Source organism: Roseomonas sp. E05, assembly GCF_030063475.1.
Taxonomy (GTDB): Bacteria; Pseudomonadota; Alphaproteobacteria; order Acetobacterales; family Acetobacteraceae; genus Pseudoroseomonas.
Window position 1 is genome coordinate 143,957 of the sequence record NZ_JASIRT010000004.1, and the last position, 23,848, is coordinate 167,804.

Annotated in this window: 19 protein-coding genes; 1 reads left to right on the forward strand and 18 read right to left on the reverse strand. The window is 71.0% G+C overall.

The genetic code is table 11. From position 1 onward, the window contains the following. Position 1: 1 nt before the first annotated feature. From QMO56_RS06480 to QMO56_RS06550, 15 genes are all read right to left on the reverse strand, one after another. The gene (locus QMO56_RS06480) at positions 2–1,417 is read right to left on the reverse strand and encodes an efflux transporter outer membrane subunit (RefSeq protein WP_283524291.1); all 1,416 of its coding nucleotides are present in this window, start codon (positions 1,415–1,417) and stop codon (positions 2–4) included. 13 nt (positions 1,418–1,430) lie between these two features. Then, the gene (locus QMO56_RS06485) at positions 1,431–1,886 is read right to left on the reverse strand and encodes a periplasmic heavy metal sensor (protein ID WP_283524293.1); all 456 of its coding nucleotides are present in this window, start codon (positions 1,884–1,886) and stop codon (positions 1,431–1,433) included. Continuing rightward, positions 1,883–2,305 carry a hypothetical protein gene (locus tag QMO56_RS06490; RefSeq protein ID WP_283524294.1) on the reverse strand — a complete coding sequence of 141 codons (423 nt, stop codon included), beginning with the start codon at positions 2,303–2,305 and terminating at the stop codon, positions 1,883–1,885. The genes QMO56_RS06485 and QMO56_RS06490 overlap by 4 nt, the downstream gene beginning before the upstream one ends. A gap of 5 nt (positions 2,306–2,310) precedes the next feature. Next, positions 2,311–2,961, reverse strand: a complete 651-nt coding sequence (locus QMO56_RS06495) for a sigma-70 family RNA polymerase sigma factor (protein WP_283524295.1) — start codon at positions 2,959–2,961, stop codon at positions 2,311–2,313. A gap of 307 nt (positions 2,962–3,268) precedes the next feature. Beyond that, positions 3,269–4,585 carry a hypothetical protein gene (locus QMO56_RS06500; protein WP_283524297.1) on the reverse strand — a complete coding sequence of 439 codons (1,317 nt, stop codon included), beginning with the start codon at positions 4,583–4,585 and terminating at the stop codon, positions 3,269–3,271. Continuing rightward, entirely contained in the window at positions 4,585–5,709 is a 1,125-nt protein-coding gene (locus QMO56_RS06505; RefSeq protein WP_283524298.1) for a glycosyltransferase family A protein, read from the reverse strand. Before QMO56_RS06505 ends, QMO56_RS06500 begins: the two co-directional genes overlap by 1 nt. A gap of 47 nt (positions 5,710–5,756) precedes the next feature. Beyond that, positions 5,757–6,506 (reverse strand): HAD family hydrolase, encoded by a 750-nt coding sequence (locus QMO56_RS06510; protein WP_283524299.1) that lies wholly within the window; start codon positions 6,504–6,506, stop codon positions 5,757–5,759. Positions 6,507–6,515: 9 nt separating this feature from the next. Further along, positions 6,516–8,624 (reverse strand): phosphoribulokinase/uridine kinase, encoded by a 2,109-nt coding sequence (locus tag QMO56_RS06515; protein WP_283524301.1) that lies wholly within the window; start codon positions 8,622–8,624, stop codon positions 6,516–6,518. Next, positions 8,621–9,211 carry a phosphatidylinositol-specific phospholipase C/glycerophosphodiester phosphodiesterase family protein gene (locus QMO56_RS06520; protein ID WP_283524303.1) on the reverse strand — a complete coding sequence of 197 codons (591 nt, stop codon included), beginning with the start codon at positions 9,209–9,211 and terminating at the stop codon, positions 8,621–8,623. The genes QMO56_RS06515 and QMO56_RS06520 overlap by 4 nt, the downstream gene beginning before the upstream one ends. Positions 9,212–9,239: 28 nt before the next feature. Beyond that, positions 9,240–10,910: an NTP transferase domain-containing protein gene (locus tag QMO56_RS06525; RefSeq protein WP_283524305.1), complete on the reverse strand. Its 1,671-nt coding sequence runs from the start codon at positions 10,908–10,910 to the stop codon at positions 9,240–9,242. A 14-nt stretch (positions 10,911–10,924) separates the two neighbouring features. Further along, positions 10,925–11,977, reverse strand: coding sequence for a class II aldolase/adducin family protein (locus QMO56_RS06530; RefSeq protein WP_283524307.1), 1,053 nt, complete (start codon positions 11,975–11,977; stop codon positions 10,925–10,927). 112 nt (positions 11,978–12,089) lie between these two features. Continuing rightward, a complete protein-coding gene (locus QMO56_RS06535) occupies positions 12,090–13,352 on the reverse strand; it encodes a glycosyltransferase (RefSeq protein ID WP_283524308.1) in 1,263 nt (420 codons plus the stop codon). Then, positions 13,349–15,064, reverse strand: coding sequence for an FAD-dependent oxidoreductase (locus QMO56_RS06540; RefSeq protein ID WP_283524310.1), 1,716 nt, complete (start codon positions 15,062–15,064; stop codon positions 13,349–13,351). Before QMO56_RS06540 ends, QMO56_RS06535 begins: the two co-directional genes overlap by 4 nt. Then, positions 15,061–15,927 (reverse strand): aldo/keto reductase, encoded by an 867-nt coding sequence (locus QMO56_RS06545; protein WP_283524311.1) that lies wholly within the window; start codon positions 15,925–15,927, stop codon positions 15,061–15,063. Before QMO56_RS06545 ends, QMO56_RS06540 begins: the two co-directional genes overlap by 4 nt. Then, entirely contained in the window at positions 15,924–17,207 is a 1,284-nt protein-coding gene (locus QMO56_RS06550; RefSeq protein ID WP_283524313.1) for a hypothetical protein, read from the reverse strand. Before QMO56_RS06550 ends, QMO56_RS06545 begins: the two co-directional genes overlap by 4 nt. Before the next feature lie 473 nt (positions 17,208–17,680). On the opposite strand from QMO56_RS06550, the gene QMO56_RS06555 reads away from it, so the two are divergent. After that, positions 17,681–19,867 (forward strand): Wzz/FepE/Etk N-terminal domain-containing protein, encoded by a 2,187-nt coding sequence (locus tag QMO56_RS06555; RefSeq protein WP_283524314.1) that lies wholly within the window; start codon positions 17,681–17,683, stop codon positions 19,865–19,867. Between the two features lie 213 nt (positions 19,868–20,080). Here the strand turns inward: QMO56_RS06555 and QMO56_RS06560 are convergent, their stop codons facing one another. The 3 genes from QMO56_RS06560 to QMO56_RS06570 form a co-directional block, all read right to left on the reverse strand. Next, positions 20,081–20,632 carry a polysaccharide biosynthesis/export family protein gene (locus QMO56_RS06560; RefSeq protein WP_283524316.1) on the reverse strand — a complete coding sequence of 184 codons (552 nt, stop codon included), beginning with the start codon at positions 20,630–20,632 and terminating at the stop codon, positions 20,081–20,083. Positions 20,633–20,792: 160 nt separating this feature from the next. Then, positions 20,793–22,034, reverse strand: coding sequence for an outer membrane beta-barrel protein (locus QMO56_RS06565; protein ID WP_283524318.1), 1,242 nt, complete (start codon positions 22,032–22,034; stop codon positions 20,793–20,795). A gap of 522 nt (positions 22,035–22,556) precedes the next feature. Further along, positions 22,557–23,843 (reverse strand): NAD(P)H-dependent oxidoreductase, encoded by a 1,287-nt coding sequence (locus QMO56_RS06570; RefSeq protein WP_283524319.1) that lies wholly within the window; start codon positions 23,841–23,843, stop codon positions 22,557–22,559. Positions 23,844–23,848 lie beyond the last annotated feature (5 nt).

The following is a 23,848-nucleotide window of genomic DNA, read 5'->3' on the forward strand; positions in this document are numbered from 1 at the left end:
GTCAGAGAGGCTGCGGCTGCCAGCCGCCGCCGAGCGCGCGGAACAGCGCGACGGCGGCTTCCAGCCGGGCGAGCCGCGCCTGCACCAGGTTGACGCGGGCGGAGAACAGGGTCTGCTGCGTGTTCAGCAGGGTGATCAGCGTGATCGTGCCGGCCCGCAGCTGCGATTCGGCGATGTCATAGGCACGCTGGGCGCGGGCGGCCGCCTCGGCGCGCAGTTCCTCCTGCGCGGTGGTCTCGCGCAGGGCCACCAGCGCATCCTCCACGTCCTGCAGGGCGGTGACGATGGCGCGGCGGTACTCCACCAGAAGCTCCTCCGCCTGGGCACGGCTGAGGGCCACCTGGCCGCGCAACGCCCCCCCATCGAAGATGGTCTGCGCCAGCCCCGCCACCAGGGAAAAAAACTGCGATTCCGGCCGCAGCAGCGTGCCCAGCATGGCGGACTGCACGCCGCCCGAGGCGCTCAGCGTCACCGCCGGCAGCAGCGCGGCGCGGGCGGCGGCGACATCGGCATTGGCGGCGGCGAGGCTGGCCTCGGCCGCCTGCACGTCCGGGCGGCGCGCCAGCAGGTCGGCCGGCTGGCCCGGGGCGGCGGTGGGGATGCGCAGCCGGTCGAAGGCGTCGGGCGAGAGGTCGAGCGCGCTGGGCGGCTGCCCGGTCAGCACGGCCAGCGCATTGGCGCCCTGCTCGGCGGTCTGCCGCAGGCTGGGGATGGCGGCCTGCAGCTGCGCCACCACCGTCTCCTGCTGCGCCAGGTCCAGCCCCGTCGCGGTGCCGAAGTTCACCTGCTGGCGGATCACCTCCAGGATGCGCCGCGCCGCGGCCAGGTTCTGCTCCTGCACCCGCAGCTCCTCGCGGGCGGCCAGCACCTCGAAATAGGTGTTGGCGATCGAGGCCTCGGTGGTCAGCAGCACGGTGCCGACGTCGAAGCGGCTGGCCCGCAGGTTCTGCCGCGCCGCCTCGGTGAGCGAGCGGATGCGGCCCCAGAAATCCACCTCGTAGCTGGCCGAGAGGGTGGCGTCGTAGCGCGTCGAGTTGCGGCTGCGCCCGGCCAGGCTGCTGCTGGCCACCGAGCGCGCCTGGGTGGCGCCGGCATCCACGCCCACCGTGGGAAACAGCGAGGCGCCGGCGATGCGCAGCTGGGCATCGGCCTGCCGCACCCGCGCGGTGGCGGCGGCGAGGTCGAAATTGCCGGCCATCGCCGCCGTCATCAGCCGGTCCAGCTCGGGCGCGTCGAAGCGGGTCCACCAGTCCGGGTCGGGCCATTGCGCGGGGCTGGCGGCATCGGCGTTGCGGAAGCGGGCCGTGGCAGCGAGCCCGGAGAGCACGGGCTCGGGCCGCGGCCCGCAGGCCGCCAGGGCGCCGAGCAGCAGCAGCGCCCATCCGGCCCGCGCGCGCGGCGCCGCGTTCCTCGTCAAGACGGTCATCATGCTAGTCCCGCTTACCCCCGTGGCGCCGCCCGTCCCGCGCCATGTCCTCGGCGATCAGCCGCCGCCCCTCGGGCGAGATGGCCGAGAGCCCCGCCGCCAGGCTGTCCTCGAAGAGCTGCCCGAACTCGCCCCAGCGCTCGCGGGAGGCCGCCATGGCGGCGCGCAGCGCGGCGGGATCGAAGGGCTCGCGGGTCAGGGCGGCGCGCACCGCCGCATGGCTGTCGCGCAGCGCGGCGCGGGCCGGCTCATAGGCCGGCCGCCCCGCCTCCATGGCGCGCCGAAAGGCGCTGCGGTCCGGCTCAGGCAGGATGCGCTCGATATGCGCCTGCATCCGGCTGACCGGCGGCAGATCAGGCGCGGAGTCCTGCCAGAGCAGGGCGCCCAGCACCAGGTTGAGCGCCAGGGAAGCGCCCAGCAGCCCCTTCAGCAGCACGGGGAGGCCAGGGGTGCGGATCATTCGGGGGTTTCTTCCATCATCGCCAGCATACGGGGGGCGCCGAGCACCTCCTCCGGCGCCGGCTGCGGCATGCGGCTGAGCCAGAACCCGCAGACGGCGAGCGTCACCAGCGCGCCGCAACCCGCCGGCAGCCAGGGCCGCAGCCAGTGCAGCAGTCCGCCGCGCTCCGGCGCCGCCGGCCGGGGCGCGCGGGCCACGGCGCGCGCGACATTGGCGCGCATCCTCGCCAGCGCCTCCGGGGCGGGGCCGGGCAGGCTGTCGCGCAGCGCCTCGTCCAGCACCCTGGCCTCGGCCTGCAGCCCGCGCGCGGTGGCGGAGCGTTCCAGCAGCGCCCGCGCAGCGGGAATGGCCCCGGGCGGCCAGCGGGCGGGGTCCGCGCCGTGGGTGTCCAGCAGCCGGGCAAAGTCATCGAGCCGCATCGGCATCATTCCCCCTCCCCGCGCAGCCGGGCGGCGAGGAAGCGGCGCGCGCGGCGCAGCAGCCCCTCCAGGGCGCGGGTCGAAACGGAGAGCGCCGCCGCCGCCTCGGCGCCGCTCAGCCCCTGGTCATAGGAGAGGGCGAGGGCAGCGCGCTGGCGGGGCGGCAGTTCCTCCAGCGCCGCCGCGAGCAGGGCGCGGCGCTGGCGGGCATCGAGGGCCGCCTCGGGGCCGGGCGCCGGGTCGAGCGCCTCCTCGGCCTCGGCGAGCGGCTGGAAGCGGGCGCGGCGGGCGCGGTCGATCGCCAGGTTGGCGGTGATCCGGTAGAGCCAGGTGCCGAGCTGCGCCCGCGCGGGGTCGAACTTCGCCGCGTTCTGCCACAGCCGCAGCATGGCCTCCTGCGCCACCTCCTCGGCCTCGGCCGGCTGCCCGGTGACGCGCAGCGCCACGCGGTAGAGCAGCGGCAGGTGCCGTGCCGCCAGCGCGTCGAAGGCCCGTCGGTCGCCCGCCGCGGCCCAGCCGAGCAGCGTCGCGTCCTCCGCCTCGGACAGGTCGCGCGCCAGCGGGGCTGCGGCGCCCGGAGCAGGCGAGGACCGTTCGGCGATGGAGGCCTCCCAGGCGATGAGGGGGCGGAGGGAAAGGGTCAGAATGTTCGGCATGGGGCTCGCTTCGTGCCCCTGATACGGGGGTGAACGCCGAAACCCACGCGCCGGCAATTGGATTTTTTTCGCCAGAAGGTGGAAAAAAAGGTCGGGGGAAGGAATTCCCCCGAGCCCCCATCTTTTTTCTGCAGGTTTAGGGTCGTGGTCGCCGGGGCTGCCTCAGCCCCGGCGCGAGCGGGCCTCGCCGGCACGGCAAAACCGATAAAAGAGAAGAAGTGGGGGCGCGGGGGAGAATTCTTTCTCCCCCGCTTCCATCCTCTGGCGGCTCTGAGGACAGGCCCTCATTCTCCCGGGAATCTTCCCGTCAGGCCTGCTGGGGCAAGCCCTGCGGCGTCCGGTCCGCCTCCTGGAACATCCGGCGCAGCAGCAGCAGGTAGGAGAAGGCCTCGCAGCCATAGAGGAAGACGTAGCCGGCGATGAAACGCTCGATGGACCAGCCCTGCAGCGCCGTAACGACGGAGAAGACCAGCATGGCGACGAGCGTCAGCGCGGCGCGGCGCGCGAGCGCGGCGAGCCGGCCGATGCCGGCCAGCACCATGCCGCTCGACACCTGCACCAGCATCAGCGCCAGCATGACGCAGATGGCGATCCGCATCCCTGGAGAGACGACGCCGGGATGGCCGAGCAGGAGGCCGAAGAAGCGGTCGCCGAACAGGCCGATGACGGCGCCGCCGGCCAGGGCCGGAATGGCGCCGATGGCGAAGGCCATCCGCGTCCAGCGGCGCAGCGCCGCCGCGTCCCCGGCGTGCCAGGCGCGGGTCTGGTGCGGCAGCATGGTCTCGGTGACGGTGAAATAGGCCGTCGTGGCGAAGCGGGTCACCTTGTAGAACATGTCGAAGGCGACCAGCGCGAGCGCCTCCCCGTGCATCAGCGGGATGGCGTAGTAGGGGAAGATCAGGATCAGGAATTCGGAGAAGGACAGCGCCGCGGAGGCGGCGATGCCGTGCAGGTCCCCCCGCAGCGCCCGGAAGCCCCGGCCGATCCGCGCGCCGGTGAGAAAGCCGAGCCGGCGCCGGGCGATGACGAAAAGCACCACCAGCCCGGAGAGCCAGAGCACCACGAAGCTCGCCGCATAGACCATCAGCGGCAGGCCGACCACCAGCGCGGCGGTCAGCGCCAGCAGCAGGGTGCGGCGGACGCAGTCGATCGCCTCGGTCAGCACATAGGCGTCGAAGGCATTGGCGGCGAGGCGCAGCACCATCCAGGGCAGCGGCAGCACCGAGCCGGCGAAGAGCAGCAGGTAGATGGGGCGGTACTGGGCATCGCCGAGGCCGAGGCCCCAGACCAGGGCCGCGAAGACTCCCGTGGCCGCCACCGCCACCGCCGCATAGGACCAGAGCGCCGCCGCCACGGCGCTGCCGAGATCGGCCCGCGAGCTGTTCTCGGGGTGCAGGTAGTTCTCCCGCAACTGGCCGAAGAGGCGGATGGAGATGCCGAGATCGGCCTGCAGGATCAGCGAGGCGAAGGCGATCACGGTGGCGAAGAAGGCATAGCTCTCCAGCCCCACGATGCGCACCAGGCTATAGGCGAGCAGGAAGCTCCAGAGCGTGGCGAGGCCGGTATTGGCCGCCTTCAGGATGAAGAAGGTGAGCGACTTGCGGGCCGCCTTCTTGCTCAGCATCAGCGGCGCTCCAGCAGGCGCTCGGCGCGGTCGCGCAGGCGGTGGCGGCCGGCATGGACGGCGAACTTGCCGCTCCGCAGCCAGCGGATCACCTGCGGCGGCAGCGGCGGCGAGCGCAGCTTGGCCACCACGGAGGTGGCGGTCGCCTCCGGCGCCAGGTCGATCAGGAAGCCCGCGGCGAGGGCGCGGGTGCACCACTCCAGGTCCTCCACCTCGTCCCAGGCGACGTCCTCGTTGAGCGGGCAGCGCGCATGCACGTCCTTGCGCACCATGAAGACGCCGCCATCCACATAGGGGGCGCCCTCCGCATAGAGGTCGAGATAGCGCTCGGCCGGGATGCGACGCAGGCTGGAGGGGGTCAGGCGCGGCGCCTGCCCGGGCAGGCTCGGGTCGTGCACGCCGAGCGAGAGATAGTCCTCCCGCCCGGCGGGGCCGTCGGCGAAGACACGGGGGGTGGAGATCTCGAACTCCTCCGGCACGTGCCGCAGCGTGTCGGGCGCCAGCAGCACGCGGGTGTGCAGCACCAGGATGCGCGGCCCCCGCAGGGCGCGGATCAGGGCGTTCTTCTTGCCGCAGATCATCACCCGCGGCCCGGGCGGCATCTCGTAGGGCAGGTAGCGGACCTGCCGGTAGCCGGCGATGCTGTCGCTCGCCGCCGCCGGGCCGCAGACCACGATCTCGCCCTCGCGCTCCGGGCCCAGCTCCGGCTGGCGCAGCAGCGCATCAAGGCACTGGCGCAGCCGTGGCAGCTCCGCCTCCTGCCCGGAGAACACCACCCCCGCGCCCCAGCCCGGCGGCGTCGGCAGGCGGGTGCGGCGCAGCTCGATCTCGCCGGCGGCGAGATCGAGCCGCACCAGCTCGGCCTCACCCGCCAGCAGCTTGAAGGTCCATTGCCGCACCATCTTGCCCGAGACGAAGCGCGGCCAGAGGTCGAAGACATTGGGCGAGGCGTCGCGCACCAGCAGCGTGCCGCCCGGCATCAGCGCCCAGGCGGCGTATTTCAGCGCGTGCGGCAGCAGGTTGCGATAGAGCAGGCGCCGCGTCTCGACCACCACGCGCGACAGGCCGCGCATGGCCTTGAGCCGGTACAGGTCCTCGCGGCCGGTGACGACGAACTCCCTCATGAGCTTCTGCTCCGCGATGGATGGAACGACCGCATGCCCGCCGCCCCTCACGCCGGACCGACGATGCTGCGCGCCCAGTCGCGGAAGTCGGTGAAGGCGTGGAAGGTGCCGTCGATGCCCTCGTGCAGGTGGTTGTGGCCGCTGCGGTCATGCACCTTCTGGAAGGTGGCGGCGTTCAGCACCTGCTTGCTCGCCACCACGTCGCATTCCGCGTCGCCGATGAACCAGACGCGGTCGTTCCGGCCGATGCCGAGCTTGGCGGCGGCGATCTCGAAGGGGCGCAGCCCGACCTTGTCCACGCCGGCTTCCTCGGAGGTGACGACGACGTCGAAATAGCGGTCGATGCCGAAATAGATCAGCTTGCGGAACTGGATCTGCGCCGTGAGATCGGTGACGAGAGCCAGTGGCAGGCCGGCGGCGCGCAGCTCGATCAGCGTGTCCTCGGCGCCGGGATAGAGCCGGGCGCTGGTCAGCAGGGTGCGCCAGTAGGTCTGCTCCAGGTCGAGCGCCATGGCCGGCTGGCTGCTCAGGCCGAGGATCTCGATGGTGCGGTGGAAGTAGAGCAGCCGGCTGTGCGCGCTGGCGGTCTCGCCCAGCATCGCCTTCACCCCCTTTCGCGCCTGGGTGAAGGCTTCGTCGAACTGCGCCGGGGTGACGCGCAGCGAGCGCTCCACCTTGTTGCGCACCGCGGCCATGGCGCGCTCATGCGGCTGACGGTAGGCATAGAGCGTGTCGTCCAGGTCGAACAGGATGGCGCGCGGTCGCTCGCGGGTGGCGTCGGGGTTCAGGAGGCGCATCCTCGTTCCTCAGCGGCGTTTCGGCGTCAGCTCGGCGAGCTGAAGCAGGACGATGAGCTGCATCATGCCGGTCATCCCCGCCTGCCAAGTGGGATTGCGTGCAAGCAGTTCCTCCAGCTCCGGCACCAGCTGGCGGGCCGCCAGGTCGATGTCCTCTGGCTGCACGTCGCTGCCGTCGATGACCAGTTCGGCCATGCCCTGGCTGCTGGCCTGCGACACGTCCACCTGTGCGCCGCAGAGCGCGATCAGGTAGCGGGCCAACCGGTCGAGATTGGTGGCGCGGCGCATCCGCACCTGCAGCTTCAGCGGCACCGGGCCGAGATGGCCGGGGTCCTGGATCGTCGCCGGGTCCGCCGGCAGGAGGGAGAAGACGACGTCGGCATGCTCCCGCTGCGGCTGCACGAAGGCCTGGAAATCGGACACCCGCCGCTCGATCGAGGCCAGCACCTTCTCCTGGCTGTGGCCGCGCTGCAGCACGTCCCGCCGCAGCTTGAAGAAGCGGCGCAGCGCCTCGTCCATGTCGAGATAGACGGCGACGTCCAGCCGCTCGCGCAGGGCGATCGGGTAGAGCGCGTGCAGGCCCGTCACCATCACCACGTCGCTCGCCTGGATGCGCCGCGGCGGGGTGAACAGGCCGGTGGCGTGGTCGTAGTGGCGGCAGAGGATCGGCCGCCAGGCGATCAGCGAGAGCGCGTCCCGCGTGAAGGCCTCCAGGTCGTTGGCGCGCGGGTCGAGATGGGTGAAGGCCTGCCACAGCTTCCCGCGCCGCTCGAACAGGTGGTAGTCGTCGCCCGAGATGCCGGTGACGGCGCCCTCGCCGAACAGCCCGGCCATGGCCAGCGCCAGGGTGTCCTTGCCGGTGCCGCTGTCGCCGGCGATGCCGATCGCGAGCGGCCGCTGCGACAGGCCGAAGAAGTCGTTCTCCTCCAGCCCGCGGCGCAGCATGTTCAGCGCCAGCACGATGCCGATGCCGGTCAGCACCGAGAAGGCCAGGGAGGTCAGCCGCAGCGCCCAGGTGACGTCCTCCGGCATCAGCGGCATCAGCCCTGGCTCCAGGCCCAGCAGGGGAATGCCGGGCATCGGCGTGACGATCAGCTTGTGCACGATGAAGGCGGCGGCGAAGGCCATCACCAGCAGCGCGCCCCGCTGGCCCGCGCGCATGCGGTAGGCCACCAGGAAGGGCACCAGCCACATGTACCAGCCCACCGCCGAGGGCGTCAGCAGCAGCACGGCGAGATAGACGACGCCCAGCACCGTGTAGAGCAGGTTGAAGTTCATCCGGCCGACCTGCCAGGCGCCGTACAGGCCGAGCAGGTAGAAGACGGGCATGATGTAGAGCTTGTGGCCGGCCCCGGCGGTGATGTCGACGTCGAGGATCGAGATCATGCCGGGATTGGCGATCAGCAGCTTCGGGTTCACCAGCAGCATTTCCTGCACCGCCGGCGAGAAGAGCAGCGGCAGCCCCACCAGCAGCGCCGAGACGACGGCGGTGCTCAGCAGGAAGCGCGGCAGGATGTCGCGGTGGCGCCGGTGGCTCCAGAGGAACACCACCAGGAAGGGCAGGATGGCCAGGATGCTGATCTTGGCGCCGATGCCGAGCCCGAGCACCATGCCCGCCCGGCCGGGATGACCCTGCCGCAGCAGCACCAGCGAGAGCACCATCAGCACCGTCGGCACCACGTCGGTGTCGCCATGCCAGTAGGTGATGAACAGCACCAGAGGCGAGAGCCAGTAGGCGAGGAGGAGGCGGTCCTCCGATCCCCGCTGCATGGCGCGCAGCGCCAGCAGCAGCCCGTAATCCGCCACCAGCAGGCTGAGGCCGAGGCCGATCTGCGCCAGGGCGGCACCACTGCCCGCGGCCCAGTCGAGCAGCATGCCGAAGCCCACGAAGGGCGCGTGGAACAGGTACATCACCGGCCCCGCGAAGAAGGCGGGCAGCTGGCCCGTCCGCTCCAGGTAGCAGGTCCAGGGGTCGAGCGTCGGCGCGGCGAGGCTGCGCGCCATGAAGGGTGTGTACCAGTCGGCCTGCAGCGCCGGCACCAGCAGCAGGACGGCCGCGATCCGCAGCGCCAGCCCGAAGTGGAACCAGGGATTGCGGCGGAGATCGGAAGGGATCAACGCCACTGCTCGGGACGCTTGGTGCAGACGGCTTCGGCGGCGATGCCCTCGCGCGCCAGCTGGGCGCGCAGGGCGGGAATCTCCTCGGGCCCGGTGCGGCCCTGCAGCTCGGGCGAGACGAGGCAGAGCTTCAACCCGGCCTCGCGCAGCCGCTCCGCGTCGCGCCGGTCGAGCGGGAAGCGGGTGAAGCAGTCCACCCAGACCCAGTCGATCTTGCCGGCCAGGCTGAGCGCGGTGTCCAGCGACTCGAATTCCGAGACGCGCACGGCGCAGCGCCGCTCGCCGCGCTTCGCGGTGCGCACCAGGAAAGGAAAGGACTGGTCGAGGAAGAAGAAGTCCTCGATGCCGCGCTCGGCCATCAGTGCCAGCAGCCGATCCTCCAGCCCCTCCTCCTTGACGTTGAGGATCAGCGTGCCGTGGCGGTAGGCGGCGAGCCATTCCTCGAAGTCCAGCGCATCCGCCACGAAGGGGTCGTGGTGGATGATGAGCTTCGGCCCCTGGCTGCGGATGTCCACCTCGACGCCGTATTCGGTCGGCGTCTCGGCCAGCTGTTCCAGCGTGTTGCGGCGATGGGCGATCAGGATCATCGGTCGTGCTCCGGCTGCGGCGCGGTCGTCAGGTGGCTGACCAGGCCGCGGCGCGCGGCGGGCGCGGCGGCACGGTGGCGGCATAGCGCGCCTCCAGCGCCGCCACGGCCGGCGCCGGCACGCGACGGTCGCGTTCCAGCCGGTAGGGGTGCTGCGGCCATTTGTGGAAGCAGGACTGCCAGTACTCGAAGGTGCGCAACTCGTCCGGCGTGCCCCAGCCGAGGTAGTGCGCCACCTCGAAGAGGCGGCAATCGAGCCCGAGCGCCACGGCGTCGTTGATGCAGGTGTCGATGTAGAACTCGCCGTTCACCCGCGCCGCGCGGCCGATCATCCGCTCCGCCGCCGCCACGAAGTCGCGCGCGCGGCGGAAGGTGAAGGCGCCGATGACGATCGGGTCGGTGGCGGGATCGGCGAGCGGCTCCTTCACCGCGACGCGGCGGATGCGCCCCGAGCCGTCGGCCTCGATCCAGCCATAGGCGGTCGGCTTGCGCTTGGCGGCGGGGTGGCCGCGCACGCCCCAGACCAGCACGTCCGGCCCCCCCTCCGCCATGAGGCCGGCGAAGGCGTCGGCGTCGAACAGCACGCCGTTGTCGCAGGCGCCGATGGTCAGCGGGCGGTCGAGGTTCAGCCCTTCCATCCCTTCCAGGCAGGTGCGCGCCTGCCCATCGGTCAGCCGGTCGAGCAGCACGGTCTCGCAGCCCGGCACGCCGGCGGCCAGGGCGGCGGTGACGGCGTCGAGGAACGGCAGGTCGCGCCGCAGGATGAAGCGGGTGCGCGGCGCGAAGGGCAGGTCGGCGGCGGCCTGCACCGCCATCGGCCGGCCGGAGACGGCGATCAGCGGCTTCGGCTCGGTGTAGCCGGCATCGCGGAAGCGCTGCCCGGCGCCGGCCATCGGCACCAGCACGGTGCCCTCCTGGGCGGGCGGCATCGGCGCATCCACCAGATCGGCGAAGGCGCGCGACCAGCGCCGGTATTCCTCCAGGTCGGCCGGCGTGCCCCACTGCATGAAGTGCTGCAGCGGATAGACCGCGACCGGCAGCCCCTCGGCGAAGATCGGCTTGTAGACGAGGCTCGCGTAGTACTCGCCGTTCACCTGGATCTGCTGGCGCAGCGTCTCCTCGCAGTATTTCCGCATCAGCGCGGCGGAGGCGAAATAGTAGGTCCCGCTGGAGGCGTACTCCTCCATCGGCCGGTCGGTGAAGGGCTGCTTCTCCTGGATATCCTTGGCCCAACCGTTCTCTTCGCGTAAGTAAGCGTAGAAGGTGGAGCCGAGCGAATGCGGATGGAAGCCGCGATAGGCGGGGATGGCGCCCGCGCAGTCGGTCTCCCGCACGAAGGCTTTGAAGTCCTGCCAGTCCCAGTAGCAGGTGAAGTCGCAGTAGTTCACCACCACCGGCCGCTCCGGGTCGAGCCCGTCCACCGCCTGCAGCACGGCATGCACCGGGCCGAGCTTGTGCGGCGCGATGCCGAGGATGCGCCCGGTCGGGCACAGCTCGCGCAGGATTTCCTCCATCCGGTAGGCCGGCTCGGCCAGGTGGTCGGCGTTGCAGATGAAGGTGACGTCGGTCTCGCCCGGAAAGAGGTCCAGCACATGGGCGATGATCGGCTTGCCATCCACCTCGATGAGCGGCTTCGGCACGGCATAGCCCGCGCGCCGGAAGCGCTCGCCGAAGCCGGACATCGGGATGACAATCTGCATGGGAGAGGATTCCGTCACTGTTCGGCGGTGTTGAGCGACTGGCGGTATTTCTCGGCGTCCCAGTCCAGCAGCTCGGCTTCCTGTTCGGCGCTCAGGAAGACCAGCGGCGCCTCCGGGTCAAGCCGTGGCAGCACCAGCCCCAGGCAGGCGGCCATCTCCTCGGCGCCGGCGCCGAGATCGGCGCGCAGCAGGGCGCCCGATCCTTCAACCAGCAGGAGCGCGGGCATGTCGGCTCCCGCCGTGGCGGCTTCCAGCCAGGGCTCGGCCTGGTCCGGCGGCAGCACGGGAAGGGGCGAGGGGCCGAGGAACACCACATGGTCCGGATAGAGCGCGCCGCGCCCGGCCGTCGCGGCGCTGGCGGGCCCGGTGGCGGCGGCATGCGCCTCGGCCAGCCGCGCGGGGCGGTAGCGCCCGGCCGAGCGGGCTGCGAGCCGCTCCAGGGTGGGCAGGTCCGGCGGCGGCGTGGCGCGGGCGGGAACGGCCAGCCGGCGTTCGACCTCCGCCAGCAGCGCGTCGGCGGCCTCCGTGCTGCCGGCACCGATCACCAGTCCGTGATTGCCCAGCACCAGGACGTCGGGCGCCCCCTCCAGCCTCTCCTGCACCGCCCGGGTGAGCGGCAGGCCGGGCTTGGCATAGGGCACCCAGGCCCAGCGCAGCCCCGCCAGCCGCTCCGCCAGGAGGTCAGGCCCGTCGCGCCGCACGGCGAAGGCAAGGGTGTTCACCGAATGGACGTGCACCACCACGGCATGCGGCAGCAGCGCGTGCAGCGTGGTCTCGATCGAGGGGCGCAGCGTGCCGGCCGGGTCGAGCCGCGCCGGCATCGCCGGCTCCGCCTCGTTCGCCGCCATGCGCCGCCGCAGCTCGGCGAGGTCCAGCCCGACGAAGATCGGCTGGCGCTCCGCCGCGGCGAGCCAGGTGCCGGAGGCCTTCACCCACAGCTCCGCCCCGCCCCGCTTGAGCGAGGTGTTGCCACCCGCGCCCTGGATGAGGCTGCGGTCCGCCCCCAGCCGCGCCGAGAGCGCGGCCAGCGCGGCCAGATCGGGGTCGGTGATGGGCGCGCCGCTCATGGCCGCGCGCCGGGAGCCGGGCCGGCCGCGCCGCGGGAAGGGCGCCCGGCATGCGTGGCCGGCTTGGGCCTCGGTTCCGTCATTGCGGTATTGTCCTGTTGAAAGGCGCGGGTCAGGCTCCTTCGCCGCTGACCGTCTCCTTGATGCGGGCATGGATGGAAGGGGCTGTCACGGAGCCACCGGCTTTAGCCTGTACCTGATCATGCCGCACGAGGATGGCATCACGAAGGCAGCGGCCGCGCTCGCGCCAGTCGAAAGCGTGCTCGGCTGCCGTGAAGGCCTGCTGCTGCTGCGCATTGAGCGCCGGCATGTCGTCGATCCGCTGCAGGACGCGCTGCAGCAGCCCGTCCAGCTCCGGCTCCAGCAGCATCTCGGCGCGGACCGAATCGGCAAGTCCGCTGGCGCAGACGGAAAGCGCCGCCACCGGCACGCGGTTGAACACGTATTCCAGCAGCTTCATCTTGAAGCCGCCGCCGATCGGCTCGGCCAGCACCGCCATGCGCGCCCCGGCGAGATGCGGCGCGGGGTCCTCTACGAAGCCGGTGAAGCGCGCCGCCTTGTAGCGGCCCTCCAGCGTGCGGCGGAGGTCGTCCGGCATGTCGCCGACCACCTGGATCGCCACGCCGGCGCGGGCCAGCACCGGATCGGCCTTGTCGAGGAAGATGCGCAGGTTGGCCTGCTTGGCCGACCAGCGGTAGGAGCCGAACAGCACCACCGCGCGCGGCGTCTCCGGCGTGATCCGGCGTTCCGGCACGCGCACGCCGTCATAGCCCGGCACCAGCGGCAGCATGGTGACGCCGGGCGCATTGGCGGCGAAGAGGTCGGCATCCGCCTGGGTGATGGTGGTGACGAGGTCGCTCTGCCGCGCGATCCAGCGCTCGAACCAGCGTGTCTTCAGCCAGTTCTGCGCGAGGTAGAGCCGCTTGCCCGGCGAGGCGCCGGCATCGCGCCACTGCATCCCGGTCACGCTCTCCTCATGGTCGTGCGTGACGAAGACGAAGGCCGGCCTGCTGCCCTCGAACAGATGGCGGTGCCGCAGCACCCAGCCCATGCCGTACTGGTCCACCACCACGGCCTGCCAGGGGCCCTGCCGCGCCAGCTTCGCCAGCTCGGCGCGATAGGCCGGCGTGTCGTGCCGCGCGGCGACCAGCGGCATCGGGCTGGCGAGCGCCGGCAGGCGGGCACGCGGCCCGCCGGGCACGGTGTGCCAGGTGATGCCAGGCATGGGCTGCGCCGGCGCCTCGGCGGCGAAGCCGGCGAAGGTGACGTCCACGCCGGCGCCGGCCAGCGCGCCGGCGAGCTTGGCGGTGTAGATGCGGTCCCCCGCCGTCCAGGGGAAGGGGAGGGTGCGGGCGAGCCAGAGGCAGCGGATCATTCGGTGAGCTCCGCCAGCCGTCCCGATGCCGGCGCGGCATCCTGCGCCGCGCGCGCCTTCAGGTGGTCCGCCAGCCGCAGCGCCAGGGCGACGATGGTCAGCGTCGGGTTGGCATGGCTGCAGGTCGGGAACACCGCGGAGCTGGCGATGTAGAGATTGGGCACGCCATGCACGGCGCAGTCGGCATCCACCACGCCCGCGCGCGGCGAGTCCGCCATGCGGGCGGTGCCGATATGGTGGCCGCCCACGGGCGTCGAGGCGCGCACCTCGGCCTCGATGGTGGCGTCGTCGAAGTCGAGCTGCGCCACGCCGGAGCGGGCGAAGGCGGCGCGCGCCAGCTTCATGCTGCGCACCAGGCTGTCCACATCCGTGGGATGCAGCCGCCAGTCCACGCGCAGGCGCGGCAGGCCGAAGGCGTCCGTCTCCCGGCCGAGGGTGACGCGGCTGTCGGCATTCGGCACCTGCTCGGCATTGACGTCGAGCGGGTAGCTGCCGTCGCGCGCGCGCACCACCACGAAGGGCAGCTTGCGGCTGGCGAAGGTACGCTTGCGCAGCCATTTCTGGCCGAAATTCAGCACGCCCGGCGAATCGCGCAGCACGTTCCCCACATGCGCGAGCCAGAAGCGTGCGTCGCGCGTCATGCGGCCGCGATTGGCGATCTCGATGGTCGCCAGCTTGCGGCGGTATTCCGGCAGGATGGCATCCTTCACCAGATACATGGCGGAAAGCACGCCGCTGCCATGCGCGGGATCGGCGATCAGCGGGTAGTGCAGGCGGAAGATGGTGTTGAGCAGCCCCTCGCGCCGTTGCGCGGCATCGGAGAGGCCGAACTTGCGGCGGACATAGATGCCCTCCGGCGTGGTTTCGAAGTCCAGCGCGACGGGCCGGTCGGCCGGCAGCAGGCGCAGGCGCCCGAGCGTGTTCTCGGCATGGCACATGTAGTAGCGGCCGAGCGCGCCGCCCTCATTGCCCAGCCCGCCGCGGCGGGAGGTGTCGGAGGCCATCAGCAGCCGCGGCACTTCGAGGCCGCCGCTGGCCAGCACGTAGCGCCGCGCCCTCACGGTGAAGCCGCGCCCCGGCGCGCTGGCGCCTTCCAGCGACTCGACCGGGCCGTTCTCCGCCACCAGCCGCACCGCATGGGCGTTCAGCAGCACCCGCGCCTGCGAGGAGGCGGCCAGCCGCGCGAAATTCGCCTTGCCGAAATCGGTCGGCCGGCTGAAGCGCTCGATGCGGGAGGCGGTCAGGTCGGGATCGCTGAAGCCCGTGATGGTGGGCGGCGCCTCGGGGCCCAGCGCCTCGGGCACGTCATAGGCATAGGCGCCGGCCTCGAAATACGCCTGCGCGGCCGGATAATAGGCGCTCAGCGCCTCCCAGCCGATCGGCCAGCCGCTCCCCGGCACCCAGGCGCGGCGCTCCAGGTCGATCGGGTCGAAGGGCACGCAGCGGCCGCCCCAGATCGAGGTGGCGCCGCCCAGCACGCGCCGGCGGTACATGTGCGGCGGGGAATGCACGCTGCCTTCCGCAACCTCGCCGTTCAGCCCGTCCTGTGCCGCGGCGCCGAACTTGCGGCCGCCCGCCTCCAGCAACAGCACGGAGAGGCCGGAGCCTTCCAGCGCGCAGGCCAGCGAGAGCCCCGCCGCGCCGCCACCGACAATGCAGAGATCCGCCTCCAGCGTGGCGCCGGGGGCGAGGGAGAGAGCGTCAAGAATCACGATGCAGCGTCCACCGTCCGGGTGCGTTGTGCGAAGCCGAGCGTCTCGTCCAGATGCAAGGCCGAGGTGGTGCCGACGAGCGCGAGGGCCTGCGGAAAGGTCAGGGCCGCCTGGATCGCCCCCTCCCGCGCGGCGGCGGTGGCCGGCCGGCCGGCGAAGATCTCACGCAGCATCAGCCCGACCCCCTGCGTGGCGGCCGCCGCCAGCTCCGGACGCATGCCCTCCGCCACCTCCAGCGGGATCTGCAGCGCCGCCACGGCGGGCAGGCGCAGGGCGGCGCGGGCGCATTCGGCATCGTCGCAGGAGACGCCCCAGGCGCCCAGCTTGCCCTGCTGCACCAGGCGGCCGAGCAGCGCGCCGGCCTCGCCCTGCTCGACCACGGCGGCCGTGGGGCTGTGCAGCAGGAAGAGGTCGATCCGCTCCACCTGCAGGCGCCGCAGGCTGCCCTCGATCGCGCGCTGCAGATGCGCGGGCGAATAGTCGCGCGGCAGCGGCGCGGCCCGGCGGCTGGCGATGGCATCCTTCAGCCCGGGCAGGCGGCGCGCCAGCTGCCGCAGCGGCGCCTTGGCCAGGGCCGCCAGCCGTTGCGCCGGGGTGAAGCGCTGCCCCGCCTTGGTGACGATCAGGGCCTCGGCGCGCCGTCCGCGCAGTGCCGCGCCGATCAGCCGCTCGCTTTCACCCTGGCCATAGATGTCGGCGGTGTCGAACAGGCTCACGCCGGCATCCAGCGCGTGCCGCACCAGCCCCTCCGCCGCGGCGCCGGTGCAGCCGCTCAGGGTGGAACCGAGGCGGCTGCAGCCCAGGCCGATGGCCGAGGCGCGGAGCCCGCTGCGCTGGCCGAGGAAGATGGTGGGAAGCGTCATGACACCGGCCGCATCAAGGGGGAGGTCCAGTCGTCCCGCGCCTGGACCGCCGCGGGCGCCGGGCGCTTCGGCAGGACGCAGAAGATCAGGATCCAGACATGCAGGCGCGGGTCGAGCAGCATGCCGCCGAAGGTGAGATAGCCGATCAGCACGGACCAGGTGACCCAGCGCGACGGGCTGCCGCGGAACAGCGCGATCAGGAAGAAGGGCCAGAACACCGCCGAGCCGAGCAGCCCGTACTCGAAGATCATCTTCACCCAGGCGGGGTCATGCGCCTCATAGGGCACGAGCTTCACGTATTGCGGATAGGAACCGGGGCCGAAGCCGAAGATCACGTCGCGCGCCGAATCCAGCAGGAACTCGCCCACCACCCAGGCGCCGGCGATGAAGCGCGCATTGGCGCTCGATCCCTGCGAGCCGAACTCGTTCACGCGGTTCAGCAGCGCATCCAGGTTCCACAGGCTGCCGGTGAGGACTGCCAGCACCACCAGCACCAGCGCGCCGACCACCGCGCCATAGGCGCGCAGGTAGAGCATCAGCCAGGGCAGGATGAACAGCAGCAGGACCAGGCCGGTGCCGGAATAGGAGGTGGGCAGCGCCAGGCCGAACACCAGAAGCCGCCAGGTGACCCCGAAGAACAGCAGCTCCAGGATGACGGCCATCGCCAGGTACTGCGAGAAGGTCGAGGGCTCGACGAGGAAGAAGCCGTTGCTCTTGAAGTAAGGCGAGTTCCAGCTCAGCGGGTTCGCGGTGTGGAAGCCCGGCAGCAGCAGCCAGTCCGGCACGATTCCCTTGAAGGTGAAGGGAATCGGGTTGCCGATGACGAACTGCGTGAAGAACTGCAGGATGCCGAGCAGCGCGCAGATCAGCACCATCACCTGGAAGGCGCGCACGCAGGCGTCGAACACGCCCTCGCTGTTGCGCAGCGAGAGGATGTAGGGCGCGTAGATCAGCAGGAACAATGCCAGCGACGGCACCGAGGCCATGCCGGCATTGATCGCCGTGCTCAGCGACGCCGCGGCGGCGAGGAGGAAGAACAGCACGGTGCGCACGGGATCGAGCGTGAGTGCGCCGCGCACCGCCATCACCAGCAGGGCGAAGACCGTCACCAGCAGGTTGATCGCGACGCCGTCCTCGCCAACCGGCAGCGCGAAACGCTGCAGGAAAATGGAGGCGAACAAAGCGGTGATCAGGCACCGCCGCACCACCGCCGCCTCTCCCTCGTCGGCGGAGAGGCCCTGGCGGAGCTCGGCGCCGTCAATGGCCAGAGGCGGCATCATCGATTTTTGCTTCCTGCCGCACCAAAAGTTGCGCGAGGCGCCATTGCCTCAGCCCTCTGCAGCTTGCAAAGTCGGCCGAAGGAGCGGGGCTCTCCGCGCGAGAGGGAGAACCGCGTCCCGTGCAACGGAAACGCAGCCAAGAACACGAGCATTCCGTCCTCCAGGCACTCGGAGCATCAAAGCCGGTTCCTTCCGTCGCACCGAGCGGCAGCCTGGTTGCAGCGCGCAAGCAAGCAAAGAAAAAGCCGGTCCGGGATCCTCGAACATGCCTCTGCTTGTCTACCGAGGCAGTTTTTCGATCTCCAGCCACGTTCGTGTGAGCAGGGGATGATTATTTGGACAGGCTTGCTCTGTTCATGTTTAGTAAAAACAGAAGATCCCCGGCTGCGCCTCGCCATGCCTGCATGGCTGTGCCGCGCGGCTCTGGGTGACCAGCACAGAGATTGTCGAAGTGGCCCCATGAGGCAAACGATATGCGCCTGACTGATCTCCTGAGTCTGCTGTGGCGGCGCAAGCTGATGCTTGCCCTTTCCGTCGTGGTCGCCGGGCTGCTCGGCTTCGTGGTGACGAAGTCCCTGCCCGACCGCTTTGCCAGCGAGGGCCTGCTGCTGGTGGAAAGCCGCGAGCAGGCCATCCCCGAGCTGAACCAGATGGCCGCGCTCAACGCGCCCGGTCCGCAGCGCGTCCGCACCGAGGCGGACATCCTGCGCTCGCGCCAGCTGGCCGAGGAAGTGGCCCGCTCCCTGGGGCTGGACCAACAGCCCGACGAGGCGCCCGGCATGATGGCGGCACTGCTGACGCCGGTGACCGCCTGGGTGCATGGCGCCGTCACCTCCCTCAATGCCTGGGCGGGAGAGGTGCTGGGCACCTCCGTGCCGCTCGAGGGCGAGGCGGAGCCGGCGCGCCCGACGGACCGCATCGGCGTGGCGGTCGAGAAGCTGCAGCACAACCTGGAGATCCGCACCACCGAGAACAGCAACGTGGTGGCGGTGCGCTACTTCGCCGATTCGCCGAAGGAAGCGGCCGACGTCGTCAACACGCTGATGGACCGCTACATCTCGCAGGAGGTGATGGCCAAGCGTGACACCACGCTGCAGGCCAATGTCTGGCTGACCGAGCGCCTGAACGCGCTGCGCGAGGAAGTCGAGGCGGCCGACCGCAAGGTGCAGGACTACCGCCGCCAGTCCGGCCTGCTGGAGACCGCCCAGGGCGCGGTCAGCAGCGTGCAGGTGAGCGAGCAGCAGGGCCGTGTCGCCGTGTCGCGGCAGGAGCTCTCCCGCGCCCAGGCGGCGCTGGACAGCGCGCTGCGCTCCGGCCAGCGCGGCAATGCCGCCAGCGAGACCCTCGGCTCCCCGGTGATCCAGAGCCTGCGCGACCGCGAGGCCGAGATCGGCGCGCGGGCCGCCAGCCTGGCGCAGCGTCTCGGCTCCCGCCACCCCGACCGGCTGGCCGCCGAGGCCGAGCTGCGTGACGTGCGCCGGCAGATCGGCGCCGAGATCGGCAAGATCGTCAGCTCGCTGCGGCGCGACGTGGATGCGGCGCGCGACCGGCTGGCCGATGCGCAGGCCGCCCTCGACAGTTCGATCAGGACCGCCCGCACCGGCGCCACGGCCGAGGTCGGCCTGATGCAGCTGCAGCGCGAGGCCGATGCCAGGCGGCAGATCTACCAGGCCTTCCTGACCCGCGCGGAGCAGACCCGCCTGGCCTCGGCGCAGTTCCCGATGGCGCGCGTGATCTCGCCCGCCGTGGCGCCGTTCCGCCCGAGCGGCCCGCCGGCTTCCGTCGTCGCCGCCTTCACCGGCTTCGCCGCGCTGTTCCTGGTGGGTGGCTTCCTGGTGCTGCGCCGCCTGATGCACGGCACGATCAACTCCGTGCAGGATCTCGTGACCATCACCGGCGTGCAGAATGTCGGCAGCCTGCCGGCGCTCGGCCGGGGCCGGAAGAACCGGATGCCGGCCATGGTGCTGGACCAGGGGCAGTCCGGCATCGCCGAGACGCTGCGCGCCCTGCGCCTGAGCATGCAGGCGGTCGCCGGTGGCGGGCCGGCCAACACGGTGCTGGTGACCTCCTCCGAGGCGGGGGACGGCAAGAGCACCGTCGCCGCCTCCCTGGCGCGGCTTTCCGCCGCCGACGGGCTGCGCGTGCTGCTGATCGAGACCGACATGCGCCGCCCGCAGCTTTCCTCCTATTTCGGTGCGCCGCCGCCCGGCCGCAGCATCGAGGCCGTGCTGAGCGGGGAGACCCGCTTCGAGGATGCGGTGCAGGTGGATGAGCGCTCGGGCCTGCATGTCCTGCTCTCCGACCGCTCCTCCTCCAACCCGCAGGCGCTGATCGAATCGCGCCAGTTCGCCGAGCTGGTGAGCCGCGCCCGCCGCGAGTACCGCCTCGTGGTGCTCGACAGCCCGCCGATCATGCGCGTGGCCGATGCGGTGGTGCTCTCGCAGCACAGCGATGCGGTGCTCTTCGCGGTCGGCTGGGAGCGGGCTTCCCGCACGGTCGTCGTGGAGGCCATGCGGCGCCTGCCGCGTGCCATGCGCGCCCGCGTGGCGACCGTGATGACCCGGGTGCGCCCGGGCCGCCTGGACCCGCTGGGCTACTACGAGGGCTACGCGAAGAGCGGTGCGCCCGACCTGAAGCGCCTGCCGGCGCCGACCGCCTGACCTTCAGGCGCCTGGCCTGGCCTGCCGAAGCGGGGGAAGAGCAATCTTCCCCCGCTTTGCTTTGCGGGGCCCTCTTCCTGATGAAGGGGCCGCGGGGTCCGGGAAGGCGGCCCTGCCTCCCCGGAGGGTCCGGGAGGCGGCGCAAACGAAAGAGGGCTGGGGAGCGCGAAGGCTCCCCAGCCCTTCAAGCCAGCCCTGCCGGGATCGGCAGGCTCAGAAGCGGCGCTCGAACACCGTGATGACGTCGCCGGGCCGCAGCAGCGAGTCACGCTCGCCGCGGTATTCCTGCGGCACCCCATTCTCGTCGAGGCGCGTGATGGAGACGTAGTCGGTGATGGCGCGGTAGTTGAAGCCGCCCATCGTGGCGACCGCCGAAAGCACCGTCATGCCCGGCTGATAGGGCGTCTGGCCGCCGCGCTCCACCATGCCCAGCACGAAGACGGGGCGGTACTCGATGATCTCCACCGCCGCCGAAGGGTCGTTGAACAGGTTGCGGCTGCGCAGGGCGCGCTCGATGGCGCGCTCTGCCTCGGCCGTCGTGCGGCCGGAAACCGGAATTGCGCCGACCAGCGGCAGCGCGATCACGCCGGAGTCGCTGACGCGGAATTCGCCGGTCAGCCGCGGGTCGTTGAAGACCGTGACGCGGACCTGATCGCCGGAGCCCAGCTTGTAGGTGGTGCTGCTCTCGGCTGTCTGCGGAATCGGCGGCAGGCCGGCGCCCGGCGTGGCGCAGGCCGCCACCAGGAGCGAGACGCCGAGTGTCATTCCACGCAGTGCCGTAGGTGCGACGGAAGCTAGGGACCGAAAACGGGACATGGGCGAACCCCCGGATGATAAATCTTTGGACAAGCCAACAGATTGTATCCGAGCAAAGCTTGGCCGTGAACGCGAAGGGTTCAGTCGGCCAAGCGAATTCGCCAAATCGTTACAGCGCGAAGCGGAGCCGCACCAGCACTTCGTTGATGCCGTACTCGCGGTAGCCTTCCGGCGCATCCAGCCGCTCGGTGTGCTGGTACTGCGCATTGAGCGCCAGATGGCGATTCAGCAGGATCTGCGCGCCGACAAGCGCGATGCCGTCCGTCACCGTGCCGCGCTCGGGATAGTCGCGATGCTCGGCACGCAGCTCGCCCGTGACGATCACGTTGCGCAGCATCTCGTGGTCCACCGTCAGGCGCGCTGCGGTGCGCGTGTAGCTGACATTGTCCTGGCGGATCGATTCCTCGATCGTGCGCTGGACCGCGACGGTGGCCGTGGTGAGCTGCGAGGGCATCCACATGACCTGGCCCTCGAAGGCCGGGCCGGTCAGCGACTTGCGGCCGGGCTCGTCATAGTCGCGCTGGCGATAGCCGACCAGCAGGCGCGCCTGCCAGACGCCGTCGAAATCGTAGTCGAAGCCGGCCTGCGCCTCCCAGGTGAAGGAATCGCGGCCGCTCTGCCCGGTGCGCGTGTAGCTGATGTCCTGCAGCCGGACCAGGCCGACGATGCGCCGGCCCTGCACGAGGCTGTACTCGCCGCGGAACTCGCCGCTCTTCGAGTCGTAGTCGTCCTCCGAGTTCCGCTCGAGGACGCCGTCATTCGTCTCGTTCTCGTAGCGGATCGTGGCGTAGCTCAGCGAGGTGGACAGCGCGAGGCGATTGAAGGCCGCGGTGCCGCCGACCTGGAAGATGTCGCTGTCGAACGGCACGGGGCGGCTGAGGCTGCCCTCCTGCTGCTGCACATCGAAATTGTCGACGCTGAGATGGCTGTGAAGATGATTGTAGCTCGCGTTCAGCGAGGAGGCCCGGCCGACGTCGTAGCGCCCGTTGATGCCGACGCCGTAATCATTCCAGTTCTGGGCGCTGTACTGGAGGTACTGGCGCGTGTCCTGCGTGACGCTGAGGCCGACCGCATGCCGCGTCCACTGGCTGCCGATGCCGGCGGTCAGCTGCTCGCTGAAGAAACCGTCGGACAGCTCCTCGCTGCGCGAGGGCTCGATGTTGTCGCTGAAGCCCATGCCGGCCTCGACCGCCCCGTCGATGCGGAAGGCCCCGAGGCGGACACCGGTCGGATCGTAGTCCGGGCGCGGGCGGGTCAGCACGGTCACGCCGCGCTCGGTCGCCTCAGGGCCGATGGTCTGGGTCTGGGCGGCGGCGAGGGCAGGCAGCAGCAGGACGGCGCCCGGCAGCACGGCGCGCCCCAGGCCACGGGCGCAGCGGAGGCAGTCGGCGGTTGAGGAGGAGGCCGCGCGGCCGCGGGCGGCGGAATTCGTTTCTTTCCCAGCGGAACCGTTTCGCAGAAACATATTGGCGACCTTATCCGATCCTGCCCCTAGAGCATTTTCCGTTCGCCCTGGCTCACGGAAAATGCTCTAGCCGTTTGTTTTGACGAGCATCTTCCCCCGTTCCGATGATGCTATCGGAACGGGATCTGCTCTAGACCCGCACCGGAATGGACGCGGCGGCGAATTGTCTCATGAAAAGCGACTTAATCAAGACTGTCCGGCAGAGCCGGAGTCAGGAAGCCGCGGCTTGTGGGATTTCTGCCATGGTGTGATGCCGCACCCCGCAGGGGGAAGGGGGGGGCGGGGTGCGGCATCGGGTCCGCCGACCTGTAGGGGGGGCGGCAGGCGCGCCGGGGTCTGCGCGCGCCTGCCCTGGCCGGCGGGCTTCTCTGCAAAGGGGTGGGTCGCCTGGAGAAAGGCGGCCCGCGGTCAGGCCGGGAAGACCTCGTCCTGCTCGGCGCGCAACCGGTCGATCAGCCGGCCGGCGGGAAGCTCCACGTCGTCATAGGTCAGCACCGTGTCCTTCGCGACGTCGCGCTTCAGCCTGCAGCCGACGGCGATGCCGATCGGCAGCAGCCGCTCGGCGCGGGAGATGGTGTAGGTCTCGCACTGGCCATAGCTCTTGTAGCCGCCGAGCGCGTCGATCTCGTCGCCGGCCTTGAGGTCGGTCTTGGCCGTGGCCACCACCTCGACGCGCGGGCCGGCCAGCGGCTGGATCACCGGGTCCTGGCACAGCACCACCCGCGCCACCGAGAGGGGCACCTCGAAATGGCAGAGATGGTAGGGGATGTAGAAGCTGTAGAGCGGCCCGGTGCCGAGCTTGTACAGGTTCAGGTAGTGCTTCTGCTTCGGATCGTCATGCGTGGCCAGCACATAGACGCCGGGGCCCGGCTTGGCGCCCACCACGTAGTCCACGATGCCGCCCTTCTCGCGCAGCATGTCGATGTCATAGGCCTGGGTCAGCTCGTCCACATGGCCGCGATGGTCGGCGCCGATCATGCCGCGCTTCGAGACCGTCATGCCGGTGGCATTGGCGACGATGGCCTGTTCGAAGCTGATCTTGGTGCCGTCGGCGAAGCTGGTCACCATGTAGGGGTCCTGCCCCCACTGCCTGGCGAAGCCTTCCTGCGTCGTCGGGTTGCGGTAGGGATCCTGCAGGCCCTTGATGTTGCCGCAGACCAGCGGCGTCAGCCCGATCGAGACGACGAAGCGGTAGAGGTTCATCTGCACGCCCGGCTGGTCGCCGTCGGCGCCGGTGAAGATGACGCCCGCCTCGTCTGCCTTGCGCTTCAGCAGCGGCCCCACCGTGCCGTCCAGCTCGGCGTTCATCGAGACCATCGGCTTGCGGTTCCTGATCGCCGCCAGGCTGATCTCGGCGCCGTACTCGATGGCGCCGGTGGCGTCGATCAGGCAGTCCAGCCCCTCCGCCTCGCAGAGCAGCATCGGGTCCGCGGTGATCGCCGGGCGGCCGTCGCGGATGCAGGCTTCCAGCGCCGCCTTCGAGTCCACCACCTCCACCTCGCGGGCGCCGGCCTGCTCATAGGCGGCGCGGGCGCGCTCGACGCTGCGGTTGCAGATCACCGCCAGCACCATGCCCGGCACGGAGTTCAGGATCTGGTTGGTGATGCCGCGGGCCATGAAGCCGGCGCCGAACATGCCGACGCGCACCGGCTTCCCGGCCTGGGCGCGCTCGCGGAGCAGCCTGTCATAGATCATGGGTC

Excerpts from the sequence above, each read along its gene's own strand:
- QMO56_RS06535 (WP_283524308.1), bottom strand. The coding sequence starts at position 13,352 with ATGATCCGCTGCCTCTGGCTCGCCCGCACCCTCCCCTTCCCCTGGACG.
- QMO56_RS06525 (WP_283524305.1), bottom strand. The coding sequence starts at position 10,910 with ATGCAGATTGTCATCCCGATGTCCGGCTTCGGCGAGCGCTTCCGGCGC.
- QMO56_RS06550 (WP_283524313.1), bottom strand. The coding sequence starts at position 17,207 with ATGATGCCGCCTCTGGCCATTGACGGCGCCGAGCTCCGCCAGGGCCTC.
- QMO56_RS06570 (WP_283524319.1), bottom strand. The coding sequence starts at position 23,843 with ATGATCTATGACAGGCTGCTCCGCGAGCGCGCCCAGGCCGGGAAGCCG.
- QMO56_RS06500 (WP_283524297.1), bottom strand. The coding sequence starts at position 4,585 with ATGCTGAGCAAGAAGGCGGCCCGCAAGTCGCTCACCTTCTTCATCCTG.
- QMO56_RS06520 (WP_283524303.1), bottom strand. The coding sequence starts at position 9,211 with ATGATCCTGATCGCCCATCGCCGCAACACGCTGGAACAGCTGGCCGAG.
- QMO56_RS06560 (WP_283524316.1), bottom strand. The coding sequence starts at position 20,632 with ATGACACTCGGCGTCTCGCTCCTGGTGGCGGCCTGCGCCACGCCGGGC.
- QMO56_RS06545 (WP_283524311.1), bottom strand. The coding sequence starts at position 15,927 with ATGACGCTTCCCACCATCTTCCTCGGCCAGCGCAGCGGGCTCCGCGCC.
- QMO56_RS06505 (WP_283524298.1), bottom strand. The coding sequence starts at position 5,709 with ATGAGGGAGTTCGTCGTCACCGGCCGCGAGGACCTGTACCGGCTCAAG.
- QMO56_RS06495 (WP_283524295.1), bottom strand. The coding sequence starts at position 2,961 with ATGCCGAACATTCTGACCCTTTCCCTCCGCCCCCTCATCGCCTGGGAG.
- QMO56_RS06490 (WP_283524294.1), bottom strand. The coding sequence starts at position 2,305 with ATGCGGCTCGATGACTTTGCCCGGCTGCTGGACACCCACGGCGCGGAC.
- QMO56_RS06510 (WP_283524299.1), bottom strand. The coding sequence starts at position 6,506 with ATGCGCCTCCTGAACCCCGACGCCACCCGCGAGCGACCGCGCGCCATC.
- QMO56_RS06485 (WP_283524293.1), bottom strand. The coding sequence starts at position 1,886 with ATGATCCGCACCCCTGGCCTCCCCGTGCTGCTGAAGGGGCTGCTGGGC.
- QMO56_RS06555 (WP_283524314.1), top strand. The coding sequence starts at position 17,681 with ATGCGCCTGACTGATCTCCTGAGTCTGCTGTGGCGGCGCAAGCTGATG.
- QMO56_RS06530 (WP_283524307.1), bottom strand. The coding sequence starts at position 11,977 with ATGAGCGGCGCGCCCATCACCGACCCCGATCTGGCCGCGCTGGCCGCG.